At 40.1% G+C, this 17,356-nt stretch carries 18 protein-coding genes; 8 read left to right on the forward strand and 10 right to left on the reverse strand.

The annotated features are described in order from the left end of the window. Positions 1-80: 80 nt before the first annotated feature. Together ACXAFE_RS18305 and ACXAFE_RS18310 are read right to left on the reverse strand one after the other, a co-directional pair. Positions 81-791 carry a spondin domain-containing protein gene (locus ACXAFE_RS18305; protein WP_475156014.1) on the reverse strand — a complete coding sequence of 237 codons (711 nt, stop codon included), beginning with the start codon at positions 789-791 and terminating at the stop codon, positions 81-83. A 12-nt stretch (positions 792-803) separates the two neighbouring features. Further along, positions 804-1,508 (reverse strand): spondin domain-containing protein, encoded by a 705-nt coding sequence (locus ACXAFE_RS18310; RefSeq protein ID WP_475156018.1) that lies wholly within the window; start codon positions 1,506-1,508, stop codon positions 804-806. Positions 1,509-1,934: 426 nt separating this feature from the next. Between ACXAFE_RS18310 and ACXAFE_RS18315 the strand changes: the two genes are divergently transcribed. Together ACXAFE_RS18315 and ACXAFE_RS18320 are read left to right on the forward strand one after the other, a co-directional pair. Further along, a complete protein-coding gene (locus ACXAFE_RS18315) occupies positions 1,935-2,270 on the forward strand; it encodes a DUF2834 domain-containing protein (RefSeq protein ID WP_475156021.1) in 336 nt (111 codons plus the stop codon). A gap of 9 nt (positions 2,271-2,279) precedes the next feature. After that, on the forward strand, positions 2,280-2,894 hold the full coding sequence (locus ACXAFE_RS18320) for a LysE family translocator (protein ID WP_475156025.1): 615 nt from the start codon (positions 2,280-2,282) through the stop codon (positions 2,892-2,894). Here ACXAFE_RS18320 and ACXAFE_RS18325 read toward each other — a convergent pair. Continuing rightward, positions 2,883-3,788, reverse strand: coding sequence for a LysR family transcriptional regulator (locus ACXAFE_RS18325; protein WP_475156029.1), 906 nt, complete (start codon positions 3,786-3,788; stop codon positions 2,883-2,885). The two genes, ACXAFE_RS18320 and ACXAFE_RS18325, sit on opposite strands and share 12 nt — an antisense overlap. 102 nt (positions 3,789-3,890) lie before the next feature. Between ACXAFE_RS18325 and ACXAFE_RS18330 the strand changes: the two genes are divergently transcribed. Then, a complete protein-coding gene (locus ACXAFE_RS18330) occupies positions 3,891-4,394 on the forward strand; it encodes a lactoylglutathione lyase family protein (RefSeq protein ID WP_010558335.1) in 504 nt (167 codons plus the stop codon). A gap of 124 nt (positions 4,395-4,518) precedes the next feature. Here the strand turns inward: ACXAFE_RS18330 and ACXAFE_RS18335 are convergent, their stop codons facing one another. The 5 genes from ACXAFE_RS18335 to ACXAFE_RS18355 form a co-directional block, all read right to left on the reverse strand. Continuing rightward, on the reverse strand, positions 4,519-5,475 hold the full coding sequence (locus tag ACXAFE_RS18335) for a glycerophosphodiester phosphodiesterase family protein (protein WP_475156037.1): 957 nt from the start codon (positions 5,473-5,475) through the stop codon (positions 4,519-4,521). A 73-nt stretch (positions 5,476-5,548) separates the two neighbouring features. Beyond that, positions 5,549-6,022, reverse strand: a complete 474-nt coding sequence (locus ACXAFE_RS18340; protein ID WP_475156042.1) for a hypothetical protein — start codon at positions 6,020-6,022, stop codon at positions 5,549-5,551. Positions 6,023-6,355: 333 nt separating this feature from the next. Next, the gene (locus tag ACXAFE_RS18345) at positions 6,356-7,138 is read right to left on the reverse strand and encodes a hypothetical protein (protein WP_475156047.1); all 783 of its coding nucleotides are present in this window, start codon (positions 7,136-7,138) and stop codon (positions 6,356-6,358) included. A gap of 69 nt (positions 7,139-7,207) precedes the next feature. Beyond that, a complete protein-coding gene (locus ACXAFE_RS18350) occupies positions 7,208-8,014 on the reverse strand; it encodes a hypothetical protein (protein ID WP_475156054.1) in 807 nt (268 codons plus the stop codon). A 767-nt stretch (positions 8,015-8,781) separates the two neighbouring features. Next, positions 8,782-9,261: a nuclear transport factor 2 family protein gene (locus ACXAFE_RS18355; protein WP_475156057.1), complete on the reverse strand. Its 480-nt coding sequence runs from the start codon at positions 9,259-9,261 to the stop codon at positions 8,782-8,784. A 111-nt stretch (positions 9,262-9,372) separates the two neighbouring features. Here ACXAFE_RS18355 and ACXAFE_RS18360 point away from each other — a divergent pair, with 111 nt between their 5' ends. Continuing rightward, on the forward strand, positions 9,373-9,777 hold the full coding sequence (locus ACXAFE_RS18360) for a winged helix-turn-helix transcriptional regulator (RefSeq protein ID WP_475156062.1): 405 nt from the start codon (positions 9,373-9,375) through the stop codon (positions 9,775-9,777). Positions 9,778-9,805: 28 nt separating this feature from the next. Here the strand turns inward: ACXAFE_RS18360 and bla are convergent, their stop codons facing one another. Next, positions 9,806-10,552 carry a subclass B1 metallo-beta-lactamase gene (gene bla / locus ACXAFE_RS18365; RefSeq protein WP_475156067.1) on the reverse strand — a complete coding sequence of 249 codons (747 nt, stop codon included), beginning with the start codon at positions 10,550-10,552 and terminating at the stop codon, positions 9,806-9,808. A gap of 77 nt (positions 10,553-10,629) precedes the next feature. Continuing rightward, positions 10,630-12,030 carry an alkaline phosphatase PhoX gene (locus tag ACXAFE_RS18370; protein WP_475156071.1) on the reverse strand — a complete coding sequence of 467 codons (1,401 nt, stop codon included), beginning with the start codon at positions 12,028-12,030 and terminating at the stop codon, positions 10,630-10,632. A 133-nt stretch (positions 12,031-12,163) separates the two neighbouring features. Between ACXAFE_RS18370 and ACXAFE_RS18375 the strand changes: the two genes are divergently transcribed. The 4 genes from ACXAFE_RS18375 (at position 12,164) to ACXAFE_RS18390 (ending at position 17,350) form a co-directional block, all read left to right on the forward strand. Further along, entirely contained in the window at positions 12,164-12,613 is a 450-nt protein-coding gene (locus ACXAFE_RS18375) for a Fur family transcriptional regulator (RefSeq protein WP_475156077.1), read from the forward strand. Positions 12,614-12,644: 31 nt separating this feature from the next. Beyond that, the gene (locus tag ACXAFE_RS18380) at positions 12,645-13,973 is read left to right on the forward strand and encodes a dihydroorotase (protein ID WP_475156082.1); all 1,329 of its coding nucleotides are present in this window, start codon (positions 12,645-12,647) and stop codon (positions 13,971-13,973) included. Positions 13,974-14,088: 115 nt separating this feature from the next. Beyond that, positions 14,089-14,754: a DUF1826 domain-containing protein gene (locus tag ACXAFE_RS18385; RefSeq protein ID WP_475156086.1), complete on the forward strand. Its 666-nt coding sequence runs from the start codon at positions 14,089-14,091 to the stop codon at positions 14,752-14,754. Positions 14,755-14,920: 166 nt separating this feature from the next. Then, positions 14,921-17,350, forward strand: a complete 2,430-nt coding sequence (locus tag ACXAFE_RS18390; RefSeq protein WP_475156089.1) for a M1 family metallopeptidase — start codon at positions 14,921-14,923, stop codon at positions 17,348-17,350. Positions 17,351-17,356: the final 6 nt, after the last annotated feature.

Below are 17,356 nucleotides of genomic sequence, written 5' to 3' on the forward strand. Positions count from 1 at the left end.
TAAGTGCGCTACAGTGGTTTAAAGTGCTAACTCGGGTTTACTGCAGCACACTATTCAACGTGGCAAAACAAATCGCCGGCCTATTTAACGCGTGTTACGGTGACAGCCAATAGTGGGTTGTCGAATTTATGAAGACTGCTTAATACCGAAGTACTCAGCCCATCATCTTGTCCAACAACACCTGGATGCATCGCAACTTTATTTATTTCTTCGCGTGCACTGTTAAAGCCTTCACCTCCGTCAGCTGGGCCCGGTATGGTACCTGGCGCTTCAGAATTGGCTTCTGTGCCCGCATCATAAGCAAAGGTTTTATAGTACTGCATATCCCCTACACTCATTGAAGAAACATCTATGGCATTAAGACCGGTAAAGCCATCATTTGTATTCACCATCATCGAAATTAATGATAATTTTTGGCCTTCCAGCATCTCGCTTGTGAGCATCAACTCAACTTTTTGCCCCGGCATTAATACTGCGTCACTTGATGTGCTTGCATTCACCACATCTAATGCCAACAGGCCCGAGTTATCACCGGATTCTGCCAGTACTTCGAGTGGCTCAGATGCCATTTCACCAATTTGCCAAAATTGGCCAGAGGTATGTAACGCACTGCCTAGCGGCGACATAGGTTGTGCCTGCGTTAAATTCACGGCAGTTACCATAAATTCATAGGTCATTGTGGTTGGCGGCGTGACTACTGGAGGCTCAACCGTCATTTTGTCGTTATCGTCGTCCCCACAGGCAACAAGCGCTAAACATGCTGCTGGGATCAAAATTTTACTAAGTCTCATAATGACCCCCAATTACTTCACAGTGACGGTTACTTTCGCAACTGGGTTTAACCAGCGGTGAACTGTATTGTGTAAGTCACTACTACCGCCAGAAGCATTGTCATCGCCAAGGTTTCCGCGGTGGACATGGATCATTTTATTCTCTTCGCTAGTGGTAACGCCTGTGCCATTTTCGCCAGGAACAACCCCAGGAGACGCCGGAATACCAAGTTCACCCGGTGCGCCAGATCCATTTTTTACTAACTCATTATTGGCTTCTGTGCCCGCATCATAGGCATTTAAATAAATGGTGTAAGTGCCCACTTCGCTTGGAATACTCCAACTGTTTAGGCCAACAAAGCCATCATTGGTTGGTAGCATCATACCGACAATTGATAACTGGGTATTGCCGTCGGTTGTCATTAAGTTGGTCATGGTACTCATGGCTGGGGCAAGTAAACCACCCGCTGGGTTTGCCATGGTGTCTGCACCAATACCATCAACCATAGCTACAAGCCCATCTAAGCTGCCGCCTTCGGCCATTGCTTGCAGTTCAGGTGAAGCCGCTTCACCTAATTTATACAACATGGCATCGCTAGAATGCGCCGTAACAAGTAACGGCGTGAAATAAATGCCTTGGGTTAAGTTAGTAATTTTTACATCTATATCTGCAGCACTTGCATTGCCAGCAGCAAGAAGTGCACTAGTAGCAAAAAGTGAAAGGATTTGTGTCTTCATAATTTGTTCTCGGTTGTTTTTGACCCTTTCACTATGAAAAACAAAGTTCTCAATGCCATCACCGAAATCTCACAAAATTATCACGATTTCATAAAAAATTTTAACTTGCGATAAATGAATAAGAATTGTTCAATTGAGCATTGGCAACCTATAAATTAATCTGTAACGCAAAATACGCCTTGGCTAGCTAACCTGAATTCGGGTTAAGAAGTTAACTAAACATTTGAAATATTTGAGCTATGTTGTTTCATACCTTCTAGCTTGATAGTTTTTCACAGTAACAAGGCAAATTTGTGCGTCAATAGCGAGTCTATTGCAAACAAATTTAACGCAGTAATAAGTAAAAATAGCTGCTAGAAAGTAATTTATTATCCCGAATTCAGGTTAGGTTATCGCATAAAACATGAAATGGATGTTCAACGTAATATGAAGCATTTTTATCTCGCAGCTGCACTTTTAGGCAGCATTATTCCTTATGGTGCGTTTCTACCTTGGGTCATTGAAAATGGCGCAAATATACCTTTATTTGTTAAATCGGCATCGGCTAACCCCATTAGCTTATTCGCTTGGCTTGATGTGTTAATTGCCGCAATTACCTTACTTGTGTTTATTATTGTCGATGCAAAAACAAATAAAGTCGCGTTTTGGTACTTAGCGCTTGTGGGCACATTATGTGTGGGCGTGTCATGTGGCTTACCACTTTATTTATATTTACGTACCCGTGAGCAAAATAAGCGCTTAACTCACGCAAAGTCATTTTAAGGAATTGACATGGATTATTTACTGGCAGTGACGCTTTTTGCAATTTCATCATCGGTTACACCGGGTCCTAACAATATTATGGTGATGACTTCTGGAGTAAATTTTGGTGTTCAAAAAAGCTTGCCACTGTTGTTAGGAATTTGTATTGGTTTTAGCTTAATGTTGCTGGTTGTAGGGTTTGGTTTTGCTCAGCTTTTTGCCCTTTATCCCACGTTACATTTCATTATTAAATGCGTGGGCGTCGGCTATTTACTTTATTTAGCCTGGCTTATTGCAAGTAGCAGCTCAGATGTTGAAAAAAGCCGTCAAGCAACCCCTTTTTCGTTTATGAAAGGTGCGCTGTTTCAATGGGTAAATGCTAAAGCATGGATTGTTGCAACAGGTGCTATTGCAGCATTTACCTCAAGTGGTGGCGATTTATTAACTCAGCAATTAATTATCTCACTGACGTTTTTTATTGTGTCGTTCCCTTGTGTTGGCGTGTGGTTATTATTCGGCTCTATGCTGCAAAACGCACTCAATAGCCAAAGCCACAGGCGCATATTTAATTTATCCATGGCTGGTTTATTGGTGTTATCGGTATTACCGATAATGCACGAGATTATTTCCCAGTTACTTACATAATACGTCGCTTGAACCGTCAAAATGCTCACTTATTACATCCATTACGAGGTCGAAACGCGCAGGTAAGTCCCGTTGATATTCTTTAACTAAATACCTTGGCTGTGAAATTGGTTTAGGTAATTCAAATTCACAAAGCACGTTTTTAAAAGGTGAATGAGCAATTGCTACTTGCGGTAAAACGGTAAAACCCAACCCTTTTGATACAGGTAACAGGATTTGATTTAGCTGGTTGATATAACCGCTAACTGGCATAAGCTCCATGCTGCTAGGGTGTTTATCAAGTTGAGTAAACACCATGCTTAGGTAGTGCTTGCCATCTGGGTGATTAATAAACCCGCGTTGGCATAAATCATCAAACGATGTAATCGTGCCCTGCCAAGTTTTTGCCATCACCACAGAAATTTTTTCATGACTTAAGCGTGTTGCTGAAAACCCTTTATCAGCTGAATAGTGGTTAACAATGCCTAAATCAATTGAGCCTTGTTGTATGTGCTCTAAAATACGTTCGTTTGGCGCAATTTCAAGCTCGCACACCAGCTTTGGCAACTTAACTTGTTGTGCAATAAGCTTTTCATAGAGTGAGAGTGCATTAGCCCCAGAGCATGCAATACGACACACCCCTCTGTGTTTATCATCAAAGCTAAGTTGCTCAAGTAAATCAATCTGCCCCTTAAACGTCGACAATGCATAGTCATATACCAACTTTCCTTGCTCGGTAATTTCAAATGCTTTGCCATAGCGCTTTATTAAAGCTTGGCCGCAATAACTCTCTAACTTTTGCAAATGTTGGCTAACACCCGGTTGTGTCATTGCTAATAAATCTGCGGTTTTGGTAAAACTTTTTGTCTCAACTAGGGTGATATAAGTTTTTAACCATATGTTATTTAACATCATAATTTTAAATTATAGGTTTTCTAAAATTTAATAATTTCAATTAATTTAGTTGATTAACTAGGCTTAGCACAAGTAATTTTTCTTATTAATAAAGGAAGCACAATGTCACACACATACCCTAGAAGTTTTTCGCACATTGGTATTTCAGTACCTGACCTAGAAGCCGCAGTAAAATTCTACACTGAGGTGTTAGGCTGGTATTTAATCATGAAACCAACTGAAATTATTGAAGACGACTCACCAATTGGCGAGATGTGTACCGATGTATTTGGTGCTGGCTGGCAGCGTTTTCGCATTGCCCATTTATCTACAGGCGACCGTATTGGTGTTGAACTATTTGAATTTAAAAACCAAGAAAACCCCGAAGATAATTTTGAATATTGGAAAACAGGTATTTTCCACTTTTGTGTGCAAGACCCAGATGTGGAAGGATTGGCTGAAAAAATTGTCGCCGCTGGCGGTAAAAAACGCATGGCAAAACCACGCTATTATTACCCAGGTGAAAAGCCTTACCGTATGATTTATATGGAAGACCCATTTGGCAATATCTTAGAAATATACAGCCACAGTTACGAATTACACTATGCAAGTGGTGCCTATAACTAACTGTTACATTCCTGCTAGGCTGATTATTTAACAGTTAGTTAAGTAATCAGCCCCTTTAACAGTCGCCGTCAAAGGCTTAAGTGCCAACAAATGTCATTCGTAGTAACGCCGTAATAGGTTTGAGCTAGCGCACGTCTTGATTGACGCGTTTGTTAGCTTGTGTTGCACGAATAAAATCAAGATCACTCGTGATAACTCCAATACCCGATGCGACAGCGTCATCGTAGGATTGGGTAATCGATTCATGTCGAGACCAAAGATAAACATCCGAACCATAGCTCTGCAATCTTGATGCGAGGCGTTCAGGATAGCCCCAAAAAAACTTTGTCATCGAGGGAGGTATAAAAAGAATGGTGTCCCTACAGGACTCGGGAACTAATCCAGCCCATCCAACTAAAAGATAATTTAATCCGCAACTCTTTACACTACCAACGCTTGCTAACCGTAAAGACGAATCCTTGTTTCGAAACCACTCCATACCTTTTGACGAGGTAATTACAATATGGTTAGATTTTTTTCCAGCTAGATACTCATATAGAGTTTCGAATGAACGTATGTCGTTATTCTTTAGGTTTAACCAAAACTCATGCTGTGGATACCGCTTGTAAAACGCCTCTAACTTGGAAATCCTAAAACCTTTTCCTCTAAATGGGAAAGTCGCACCATCATCAAACGTATATCCATATCCTGCATCAATACTTTTCAACTGCTCAAACGATGTTTTATGTACTGGCCCAGACCCGTTTGTAGCACAATCTAACGTCCAGTCATGAAAAACAACCAGTTGATCATCACGCGTTCTGTGAACATTTAAATGAATTACGTTAGCCCCCGCTGCAACGGAAGACGCCACAGCTTCTAGTGTGTTCTCAACTGAATTGATCTTTGATGCGTTTATAGAAAGAGAGGTACAGCCAGTTTTTTTTAATTTTTCATAGTTAACTGCACTTCCGCCTCCTCGATAGGCCACAATCTCGCCATATCGCTGTAGGTCAGGAACGAACACATAAGCATTAAACACTCCTAGAGCAATTATGCAAAACAGACAAATCAAAAACGTCTTAACTATTTTTATAAACATTTATTACCTGAATCCTTGATCGATGGTCGATGAAAGCAAACTCCCGCATGCGGGGCGCGACTTGATACGATTGTTAGGGCTTTTTAGCCAAAACAACATCGTAAAAATTGTCTTTAATAAACTTATACAGCCTTAGTTCAGCACCTAGCTCAACCATGTCCTTGATAGGAACTTCCCACTCTTGGAACCCTTCCATTTTGACGAATAGCTTATGCATCGGCACAGCTTCACCGGTGCGCCCTTTTGATATGTACTGAGAGTGGTGAGACTCGTAACGCATAGATTGGACTTTGTTACGCGGAATTCTGATTTCACTGAAAGCGCCATCACGAATATACAAAGTACCGGCTTTAATCCAGGCAGAAGGCTTGGTACCATTTTTAAACCAAAACACAAATGAAGCCAACATAACTACTAGGATAACAATGGGCATAAATGCCCCTAAGCCTTCAGCTTGAGCTGCCATAAACAATACAACTGGAAGAGGCGCTAAGGATGCCATGAAGATCTGAATGTAATTGCGTTCTCTTGGTAATACTGCATCCATAATTAATATTTACCTATAACCATAACGAATGCTAAGCGGATAAAAATAGTTGGCTAAAATTGAGCGACGAAGAAGCAAAAGCCAACTACTTTTTGTCTTTTTAAACTATTTGTTAGTTGCATTTTGCACCAGCTCACTAAATAAAGAGAGTGAGTAAAACAATCAGCGTTCTACATAAAAGATATAAACGCTGTATAAATACATCACTAACACTGAACTTTACTACAATTTCAAACTTCATATTTCTTACCTTTAATTAAGCTATATGAGTAGGATAAGCAGTATTAGTTATCGATATACATGACACTAAAAACAAAATTACTAAATATAGTGTCAGGGAGCAATTCTTATAATTTGTCGTTCGGTAAGTGAAGGGTTATCAAACACAGTTGCAGTGGTGATTGTAACAACTTCCCGTAAAGGCTTCCCTGTTTTATCACGCAATAATTGCGTTAATTTTTTTATAAAATAACTACGTTTTGCATTAGGATGATTTGGTTTGTCTAGTTTTACCGGTTCCCTCGAGTCGCTCCCTATAAAGCCAATATCTTTGTCAGAATCGAGTGTAACTATTTTATTTAATGTTTCGCTAAGGTAACCGGGAGCTAGATCCGGCCACGACTTATATGATGGTTGAGTTTTTTTATGTTCTTCTATATCAATATCTGGTCGAAGAACTTGTAGAGAATGCTTAACAATACTTGCTAACATCAATTTTTGTCGTTTTTGAAGATAAGCTTCCTGCAAAATACGGTCATAATCACTATGCTTTACTAAATTTCTAAGCTTTAATGCGGTAGCTTTTACATCGTTAAGCCATTCAGTATATTCTTTAGGAGTAAGATTATGTGGTTTAGCATCTATGTAAGAGTTGGATAATTGAACCATAGAACTAAATAAAGTTGGTTTAATTTTATATTTAGTTAATTTTTTCCATACTCCTTTCATATCTTCGTATGTCAAAAGCCTAACTAATAAATCAGCCTCTTCTGTTTCAGGTTCTACGGTTGGGAATTTTTTAAACCAATGCTCTATTTCTTCAACTTTTTCTTTCCACTCAGAAATAACCTCTTCTGGTGCCCATTCAGGAAAATTTGGTTTAATAATACTTGCCATATAACATCCATAATTGGCGTAATAATACGATTTGCAGCTAACGCTTGCGTCCTTTGGTTGAGGCACTTGTTAGTTTTTATTTGCTTGAGGAAACTCAAAATGATTTCTATAACCGAAATTATAATTTTGCAAGTTATTGAACAAGGCCTGAGAATTTGTTGGGAGCTCAGCTGTACCTCTGAATTTGGTTAAAAATTCTTTCACAAGTTCAGTAAAGTGATAAGACAAACTGGGGTGTTGCAAGACATCTAACAAATCTAAGTCAAATTCTTTTTTTACATAAACACTTAGACTCTGGAGTTTTCGCTGCCATTTAAATGGATAATCGGCTTCACTACCATCATCTAATTTTTCTTTAGGAGTTACTATTGCTGTACCATGAGCCGCAACATTTCTTAAAGTAAATATAGAGTTTAACCCTGATGTCTTCTCTTTATCTAAAACTGAGTCGATCTTTTTATCAAATACTTCTTGGTATTGCCGCTTTAAATTATCCCACCCCCCTTTAAACTCAACATCTTCTTTATATTTTTTTGTGACAGAGTAAGCTCGACATATTGCTCCATATTCATCATCAGACTTTTTAGATATTGATAGCTCTCCAATTTTACCTGAGTCAATTTCCATAATCTCACAGATAAGTGTTCTCAGTGTACCTTCCAAAACGGCTGCGAGCTGATTAATATAGATCAAATTTAAGCCAATAATTTCGGTACTTAACTTAATGTCTGAATACTTTTCAGTAAAAATATAGTTCGGATAACCTTCACCAGTAAAACGGGCTTTTTTGCGTAATTGAAGTGCAACCTGGTCACATGCTTGCAACAAATAGGTGCTCGTATTCATTTGGATATAACTATAGGTGCTTCTTTCCATGAATTAAAACTCCAATGGTAAGGGTGATTACGAAAACTAACAATTTAATATCGACCCAATGGGTCGTTTTTCTACCGATCCACGGGTTACTTTTATCATTGTACCAGATCTATCACACTTACTAACTTGTTGCTACATATATACTTTTAATCATTATAGAAATTATGAAAAGGATAGAAACAACCAAATGGGTCGTTTTCCTGAATATAGGAGAAACTCATAGCAACTGAACATAATATCAATGCTGAAAAATAATTTTCTAATGACCGCTTTTCAATCAACTGTGACATTGAAGGTTGTTGCTGAGAAAAACTTCCACCTTAAATCCAACCTGAAACTATCGCTTAAATTGATGATACGAGACAGGAAATCTAGCGAGTCGAGTAAGCCATGCTAAGGCATGGGTGAAGAGCGTCTTGAAACGAGCGAAGTTCGGCTAGCTATGAACGTGAGAAATGGCTTTCAAGTTGGCAAGCTTACAGGGATGATGAGCGTGCCGATTGATGGCGTTTATGTTCACATTTAAGTGATAGATGAAGAATTGTTTGATTTTGTGTAGGTTTTTTACGAAATACATCCTTGTATTTTACCCTTCGGGCCAGCTTCGCTGTTCAAATTTATTCTCAATAAATTTGTGGTTCGTTTTTGTGGTGTAACAAAAATAAACAAGAGCGGATCATGGATGATGAGAAAGGGATTTTTATATCTAAACAGCTATAAATTAACGTCATCTTTGCTATTAAGACCTGTAAGGTAATACCTAGAAGCTAAAACACGCCATTACTATTACGCACTTTACCGCCGACCATCAAACTATAAAGGCGCATCGAAAAACTTAAACCTTGCACGGCATCCCAGTGCTCGACTAACTTTCCATTTTCCAAGCGCCATGTATCAATAATATTAAAACCTTGGGTATCATCGCCACGATGTTTACGTTTTAGCGTTGCATGCGAATGAATAATAACGTAGTCCCCATCGACAAATGCATGTTTAACATCATAACTAAATTCCGGCGCTGTTTTTACAAGATCACGCACGGTTTTCACTACCCCTTCAATATTGTCAGCCATAGTACGATTATGTTGTTTATAACTATTTTGCCCATATTGTTTGGTCACTTGGTCGAAATTATGGTCATTCATTATCAGTTGAACAAAGGCGATAACGGCCTCAACTTTTTCTCTGTCTTGTGCTGACCAGTGAGGCTTGATTAACGCTGCAACACTAATATGTGGTTTGCTCATAAATACTCTCAAATATGGGTGATAATTTAACTTTCATTTTGCAAGTTAAATTATTTGCTTGCAGTTTGCAAGTAAATTAAACTCTCTAAAACTTATTCAATGAGTATATTTATGACTAAACGATCACTTTGCCCTATCTCGAATGTATTGGATCACCTTGGTGATAAATGGAGCTTACTGATCCTAAGGGACTTGATTTTTTTCAATAAAAATTCTTATTCGGAGCTACAAAACTCTGAAGAGAAAATGGCAACAAATATTTTATCGAGCAGGCTAGAAAAACTAGAAAGTGTTGGCTTAATAAGCAAGCAAACAGCGAAAAATGATAAGCGAAAAAAGCTGTATACACTCACTCAAGCGGGCAAAGATACCTTGCCAATATTGCTTGAAATGATTGTGTGGAGCAGTAAGCACGGTGAGAATTTAAACCTACCAGAGCAACTTTTAACGCGTATGAAAAACGACCGCGAAGCATTAATAAATGACTTGCTGGCAAATATAAAAAGCGCCCCTTAGAGCGCTTAAATTATTGCCCCTGAGCTAATTATTTACTTTGCTCTGCCAAGTAGTTTTTGGCTAGTTTGGCGGTATGAAGTAGTAACGATTTATCGCCAGCGCGGCCGTGCCCCGGAAATACATGCTTGATATGCGGATACGCACTGAGCGTATTTTCAATTGATGTTGGCCACGTTGAAACACGCGCATCTTCAAGGTTGCCCAAATTTTTGCTGTTAAGCCCCTTTACAAAACAGCCTGCAAAGAGAATTTGTGGCTTTTCAAGCCATACCACAACATTATCAGCGGTATGCCCGCCACCAGGATAAAATACCTCTATTTTATCTTTGAGCAGCGAAAATTTATCTTCTTCAATTATATGTGTTGCCGACAGCCCTTTATGCTTTTCCAATAGTTGATTCGTTTTTTTATAGGCATAAGTTGGAATATTTCGCTGGTTTAGTGCAGTTAATCCGCCACTTGCATCTTGATGAAAATGCGTCACAACAGCGGCTTTCAGTGTAAAGCCTTGCTCTTTTGTCCAATTAATCAGCTTTTCAGTGTCACTGTTAGACCAAGGCGTATCAATCATGTAAGCCTCTTTACCGTCAACAACAACTAACCCGCGCGCAGCAACATTTCCCCACTGACCAACGTGCTGATAGGAAATATGCTCATAAACCCCATTTTGTATTAGCTTTATCGTTAATTTCGGTTCCGCGGCGTTAAGATTAAAGCTAATAATAAAAAGCACGCATAGGGTAAATTTACCCAGCGCATTAATTGAACTAAACATGTAAAAACCAGTAACGAGAAATAAAGCTATTACCTTGCAAAAACAAACAACAAAGGTCAACTTATGTTGTTAACAGTTTATGCTTCGGCTGCTTCATTTATAAAGTTTTGCCAAGGACCCGTAATTGCCAATGTGCGCGTTGGCGAATACAAATTAACAAATAGCACCTCACCATTTGGCGAAAAACACGCTCCTGCAGGCTCTGTATTAATGTTTATTTTGGCAAATGGATAAACCGCCCCACTTGGCGTTACACCGCGTAAATAGTTATCAGGAAATAAACTATATTGGTCTTCACATACCAATAAATGGCTATTTGGCATCACCGTTAAGTTATCGCCAAAGTTATATAGTGATTTATCACTACTTTCTAAAAACAGCTGTAATAACGCAGGGTGTTCTGCCTCGTTATCCGTGCCTTCAAAAGCAGACGGTTGATATCGCATTATTTGACCAAGCTGCTTTGTACCACCATTGGTGCAGCAAAAATAAAGTTCGTTATCACCAAAATGAATACCTTCACCACGAGCAAAAACCGCCGCGCCCGCTTCATAACCGCGTTTACGCAGATCATCTTCTGGGCTTTCAGGGTTATCAAGGTTTATCCATTCCACCTCAAACCACTTTGCAAGTGGCAAAGTGGTTAGCTGCCAATTGCGTGTATCGAACTGTTTGCTGTGTTTAAAAACAAGTGCTTGTAATTGACCACCTAAGTGCAATTTTTCTTTAACGATAGGAATAAAACGATAAAACAAGCTATCTCCTCTATCTTCTGTGAGGTAGACAATGCCTGTACGCGGATCAACTGCAGCCGCTTCATGATTAAAACGGCCCATAGCGCGAAGTGGTTTTGCCTCTACCAAGCCCGTAGCAGTTGCCGGCACCTCAAATACATAACCATGAGATTTGTTTATTTCACCATCGGGTGTCGCCACCGACTCTTCACACGTTAGCCAGCTTCCCCAAGGCGTTGTGCCGCCCGCACAATTTCGAATCGTGCCAACTAAACTGTAAAACTCACGCTCTACTTTTTGCGTACGCACATTGTAAATGATGTGCGTAGTACCTCCGGGGAGTGCAACTTTGCCATGTTGTGAGTCATAAGCAAGGTCGCTTACGTGATGTTTAATCTCATTTGATGCATCATCTAAATGCTTTGGGCTTAGTTCATGATTGCGCACAAGCGCAACCCGGTTTTCATCAAGCGCAAAACAGCCCATACCATCGGCGCGATCGGGTACCGTTAAACCATCACTCATTTCATTATTCAAAGAAGATATAACGCGGTAACTAAATCCTTCTGGCAGATCAATTAACCCTTTTGGATCTTCAACTAAATCACCATAACCGCGCACACTGGGGGTGCTAGCACGGTTTAAATTACTCGATGGCGAAATTGCACAGCCGAGTAAACTACTGCTCAACCCCATAAACGCTAATGTCACGGTATTTTTAGTAAATTGCCTGCGTGAAACCATTATAAATGCCCTCTCTCGTTATAAATTTCAGCCTACCCTATAAAGACGACATTTTCATTAAATCGCTGTGTATGTTGCCTTTGATTTGTTTTGTTATATTATAACATTTCACAAATTCATAACAGGGGCGAAAATGTTATCAATTGAAAAGGAAGCCGAACTGAAAAAGCGGTTCAAACTCGCAGGTGTAAAAGCAACACAAAAGCGCATGGAAATTTTCCATACCTTAGTGCTGGCTAATCGGGCGCTTTCACCTTACGAATTAGCACATTTTTGTGAGAGCGATTTCTCACTGTCAATTCCTGTAGTGTCAATTTACCGCACGCTCGATTTACTCGTTTCGGTTAACCTTGTTCATAAGCTCGACCTGGTAAACAAATACATTGCCTGTGCCCATTTAGAGTGCCAATCACATCACCCTCACAGCCAATTTTTGATTTGTAATGTGTGCCAAAAAGTCACCGAAATCCATATTCCACACACCATTACATCTGAATTAAGTGAGCATATTGCAAAACACGGATTTCAACTCAAATCACCTCAATACGAATTTCAAGGCATTTGCCAAGCATGTTCGTCTTAACCCTTTAACACCGACACTTTGCGGAATATAAATGAATTTAACCCTTTTAAAAAATGCCAAAATTGTTAATGAAAACAGCATATTTGAAGCCGACTTACGAATAAATAAAGGCCGTATAGAACGCATCGAAAAACACCTTAATGCACAGCCAAACGAACAAGTCATCGATTTACAAGGTGACTGGTTGCTACCTGGTATGATTGATGATCAAGTTCATTTTCGCGAGCCAGGCCTTGAGTGGAAAGCAAACATCGCTAGCGAATCGCGCGCGGCGGTAGCGGGCGGTATTACAAGCTATATGGAAATGCCCAATGTAAACCCTGCAACTACAAACCATGCGGCTTTAAGGCATAAACGCGATATTGCAGCAGCCAATTCACTGGCAAATTACGCATTTTACTTAGGTGCGACTCCTGACAACCTTGATCAAATTAAGGCCTGCGATCCAAAAACAGTATGTGGTGTAAAAGTGTTTATGGGTGCATCAACAGGTGATTTATTAGTAGAGCACCCAGCTGCGCTTGAAGCAATTTTTAAAGAATGCCCAACACTTATCGCCACACATTGTGAGAAGGGCGATATTATTGCCAACAATTTAAAAGGATTGGCAAATAGACCGCTAACGATTCACGACCATCCGATTATTCGCGATGTTGAAGCCTGTTATGCCTCGTCTTCTTACGCTGTAAATTTGGCTAAAAAATATAGTAGCGACTTGCATGTACTGCATATCACAACAGCCAAAGAGCTGGCGCTATTTGAAGCAGGCCCCATCGATAACAAACACATTACCGCAGAAGCCTGTGTCCATCATTTATGGTTTAACCAAGATGATTACACTCGCCTTGGCAACTTAATTAAGTGTAATCCAGCAATTAAATCAGAGCATGATCGCCTCGCTTTATTAAGCGCGTTAAACGATGGCCGAATAGACATTATTGCCACCGATCATGCACCGCATACATGGCAAGAAAAACAAGTGACTTATTCAGACGCACCTGCAGGATTACCACTGGTGCAACATGCTCTGCTGAGTTTATTTGACCAAGTAAAACGCGGCGCATTAACTATTGAGCAAGTTGTTGAAAAAACAGCTCATAACCCAGCTAAACGCTTCAAAATAAATGAACGCGGTTTTATCCGTGAGGGCTACTTTGCCGACCTAACTGTGGTAAGTAGTAATGCGAGTGAAACTGTAACACACGACAACACCCATTATCACTGTGCATGGTCGCCATTCGCTGGGCATCAGTTTTCACATAGCATTCGCTACACCTTTGTAAATGGTCAATGCGTATACAGCCATGGCGACATTATTGACGACACCACCAGCGCAATGCCATTGGTATTTAACCGTTAACGTCACATTTCAATATTTGCTCTTGAAAAATGTTACAGTATAACATTACAATTGGAAGTATATATTATATGTGAATAAGCTCATTTGAGCTTATTCACTTTTTTGGGGCAATAAAATGAGCGTTCAAGCTATTCAAGAAAGTTATGATCTGGATATTCGTCGTGCAGCGATGTCAGATATGCCAAGTGTACTGGCAGATATTTACCGTGAAGATATCAATATCGCTATTTGGCAGGAAAGTTTAAATCAACAAGCAATCGACGACGCAAACACTATTTTAGCGAATAGTGAACATCTCAATCTCGTTATTGCTGCAACACCAAACGACATAATCAAACAGCTTTCAGAGCACAGCGAATTAGCAAGTCACACCGCACTTTGCCAGCACATTCACACGTTACTTGATATGTTTTGTACGTTGTTTGAGCTAAAACGGGCGGGCTTACGCTTAACGATTCTAGGCAAAGCGATGTGCCCAAAGTTTCATGTCGATAAAATACCGTGCCGCTTGGTATCAACTTTTAGTGGACCGGCAACAGAGTGGTTACAACATGAAGATGTTGACCATAGTAAATTAGGTGCAGCAAGTGTCGGTTTAAGCGATGAAGAATCAGGTGTTTACCAAAATGAGTCTCAAATACAACAATTAACAGCAGGTGATGTTGCGCTATTAAAAGGCTCAGGCTGGATTAATAATGAGCACGCGGGACTTGTTCATCGCTCACCCTACCAAGCAAAAGATCAAAGACGATTGGTGATCACTCTAGATTTTATCGATTAAGCAAAAATATTTCATAGCAAGCATCTGATATTCAGTCACTTAACGCAAATACTCATGCATTATGTCGAACCGCATAGTGTAGTTTAATGCCTTGATATCAGCTTGCTTCTTTTTCAATAAAAAACTAACCATAAGACCTGAAATTATGACAATAAGAAAATCGTTGATGTTTACGATCTTTCTTCCTCTCACTCTTATCGCTGGTGCACATGCGAGCGCTATAAAGCAAACAAAGGGGGATTTTGAAGACAAGTTCCGTCAACTGGAAGAAGTCCTACCAACACCGAATGTATATCGCAATGCTTCAGGTGAACCAGGCGAGCGCTATTGGCAACAAAAAGTCGACTACAAAATTAAAGTGTCACTTGATGAACAAAGACGACGCATCACAGCTACAGAAGATATTACCTACCAAAATAATTCTCCTTACCGCTTAAAATATCTATGGGTGCAGCTAGATCAAAACCGCTTTAAAGATGATTCAATTGCAAACATGGCAACTGACTTTGGTGGTTTAGGTCGTCGTGGGCCGGTAAACACAGTTGGCGATGCAACGAAAGCAACAAAACTAAACCTCAATGAATTGCGCGCAATGCACTTTAAAGCCGACAATGAATTAGGCTATGAAATAAAAGCGGTAAAAGACAGCCGCGGTAATGCGATTAAATTTACCGTGGTTGGCACGCAAATGCGTATTGACCTACCTAAGCCTCTTAAATCAGGTGATGACGTAGAATTTACTATCGATTTTGCTTTTAACATTGTTGAAGAAAATGCCGTTTCAGCGCGTTCTGGTTACGAAAAGTTTGAAGACGGTAACGATATTTTCTTACTTGCTCAGTGGTTTCCGCGTTTACATGCTTACACTGACTACGAGGGTTGGAATAATAAAGAGTTCTTAGGCCGCGGCGAATTCACACTGGAATTTGGCGACTATGAAGTAGAAATAGATGTTCCTGCGGATCACATTGTGAGCTCAACGGGTGAATTAGCAAACCCGAAAGACGTACTGACTAAAACACAACGCAACCGTTTAAAACAAGCTAAAAAAGCGAAACGTCCTGTTTTCATCGTAACTGAAGACGAAGCGCTTGAAAACGAGAAAGAAGGCACAAACAAGCGTAAAACGTGGAAATTCAATGCTAAAAACGTACGTGACTTTGCTTGGGCTTCATCACGTACCTTTATGTGGGATGCCAAAGGCTACCAGCAAGGTGGCGATGACCAAGAACACGTTATGGCAATGTCTTTCTACCCAGTAGAAGGGGGCGATTTATGGAAAAAGTATTCGACAGAATCAATCATCCACACAATGGAAATATATTCGCGTTTTTCATTTGATTACCCATACCCAACCGCACAGTCAGTAAATGGCCCTGTTGGCGGCATGGAATACCCTATGATCACCTTTAATGGTCCGCGTACCGAATTACAAAAAGATGGCAGTCGCACCTATTCACAAGCTGAAAAACGCTTCCTAATTGGCGTTGTTATCCATGAGATTGGTCATATTTACTTCCCAATGATCGTTAACTCAGATGAGCGCCAATGGACCTGGATGGATGAAGGTTTAAATAGCTTTTTAGATGGTGTTGCTGGTCGCGAGTGGGATCCAACCATTCCTTGGGGCGTAGAACCACGCGACATCACAGGTTATATGAAATCACAAAACCAAGTACCTATTATGACGCAATCAGACAGCGTGTTGCGCCTTGGTCCAAATGCTTACACTAAACCTGCTGCGGCGCTTAATATTTTACGTGAAGTTATTCTAGGCCGTGAACTATTTGATTTTGCCTTTAAAGAGTACTCTGAGCGCTGGAAGTTTAAACGCCCAACGCCTTCTGATTTTTTCCGTACCATGGAGGAAGCATCAGGTGTTGACCTTGATTGGTTCTGGCGTGGTTGGTTTTACTCAACCGATCACGTTGATATTTCAATCGACAAGGTTTATCAAATGCGTTTAGACACGCATAACCCTGATATTGATTTCGCGCGTTTACGCGATATAGAAAATGACAAACCATCGTCACTATTTGTTGAGCGCAATAAAGCGGAAGGCAAAACGCTTTGGGTTGATCGCAATAAAGACGTAACAGACTTCTACGACGAAAATGACCGTTTTACGGTTACTAATAAAGAACGTAACAAGTATCAAAAATTCCTAAAGGACTTAAAACCTTGGGAGCGTGAAACATTAGCCCGTGCGATTGAAGAAGACAAAAACTACTACGTATTAGAGTTCTCAAATATTGGTGGTTTGGTGATGCCAATTCTACTTGAGCTAACTTACCAAGACGGTACGGTGGAAGAGCAGTATATTCCAGCGGAAATCTGGCGTCGTAGCCCGAAAAAGGTACGCAAGCTAATTGTAACAAACAAAGAAAAAGAATTAGCGAGCGTTGTGGTTGATCCAGGTTGGGAAACCGCTGATGTAGACGTTGAAAATAACCACTACCCACGTCAAATTATTCCATCACGTATCGAAGCGTATAAATCGAAAAAGAGCAAAGCTAAAGTTCATCGCGATATTATGCAAGATATTAAAACGGAACTAAAAACTGACAAAGAAGAAACAAAGAACAAGGGTAACTAACGTTGA

The sequence above is a fragment of the Pseudoalteromonas sp. ABV4_021 genome (assembly GCF_056159365.1).

Coding starts and splice junctions, on each gene's coding strand:
- ACXAFE_RS18360 (WP_475156062.1), top strand. CDS start 9,373: ATGACTAAACGATCACTTTGCCCTATCTCGAATGTATTGGATCACCTT.
- ACXAFE_RS18345 (WP_475156047.1), bottom strand. CDS start 7,138: ATGGCAAGTATTATTAAACCAAATTTTCCTGAATGGGCACCAGAAGAG.
- ACXAFE_RS18370 (WP_475156071.1), bottom strand. CDS start 12,030: ATGGTTTCACGCAGGCAATTTACTAAAAATACCGTGACATTAGCGTTT.
- ACXAFE_RS18390 (WP_475156089.1), top strand. CDS start 14,921: ATGTTTACGATCTTTCTTCCTCTCACTCTTATCGCTGGTGCACATGCG.
- ACXAFE_RS18355 (WP_475156057.1), bottom strand. CDS start 9,261: ATGAGCAAACCACATATTAGTGTTGCAGCGTTAATCAAGCCTCACTGG.
- ACXAFE_RS18340 (WP_475156042.1), bottom strand. CDS start 6,022: ATGGATGCAGTATTACCAAGAGAACGCAATTACATTCAGATCTTCATG.
- ACXAFE_RS18305 (WP_475156014.1), bottom strand. CDS start 791: ATGAGACTTAGTAAAATTTTGATCCCAGCAGCATGTTTAGCGCTTGTT.
- ACXAFE_RS18380 (WP_475156082.1), top strand. CDS start 12,645: ATGAATTTAACCCTTTTAAAAAATGCCAAAATTGTTAATGAAAACAGC.
- ACXAFE_RS18385 (WP_475156086.1), top strand. CDS start 14,089: ATGAGCGTTCAAGCTATTCAAGAAAGTTATGATCTGGATATTCGTCGT.
- bla (WP_475156067.1), bottom strand. CDS start 10,552: ATGTTTAGTTCAATTAATGCGCTGGGTAAATTTACCCTATGCGTGCTT.
- ACXAFE_RS18375 (WP_475156077.1), top strand. CDS start 12,164: ATGTTATCAATTGAAAAGGAAGCCGAACTGAAAAAGCGGTTCAAACTC.
- ACXAFE_RS18330 (WP_010558335.1), top strand. CDS start 3,891: ATGTCACACACATACCCTAGAAGTTTTTCGCACATTGGTATTTCAGTA.
- ACXAFE_RS18335 (WP_475156037.1), bottom strand. CDS start 5,475: ATGTTTATAAAAATAGTTAAGACGTTTTTGATTTGTCTGTTTTGCATA.
- ACXAFE_RS18350 (WP_475156054.1), bottom strand. CDS start 8,014: ATGGAAAGAAGCACCTATAGTTATATCCAAATGAATACGAGCACCTAT.
- ACXAFE_RS18310 (WP_475156018.1), bottom strand. CDS start 1,508: ATGAAGACACAAATCCTTTCACTTTTTGCTACTAGTGCACTTCTTGCT.
- ACXAFE_RS18325 (WP_475156029.1), bottom strand. CDS start 3,788: ATGATGTTAAATAACATATGGTTAAAAACTTATATCACCCTAGTTGAG.
- ACXAFE_RS18315 (WP_475156021.1), top strand. CDS start 1,935: ATGAAGCATTTTTATCTCGCAGCTGCACTTTTAGGCAGCATTATTCCT.
- ACXAFE_RS18320 (WP_475156025.1), top strand. CDS start 2,280: ATGGATTATTTACTGGCAGTGACGCTTTTTGCAATTTCATCATCGGTT.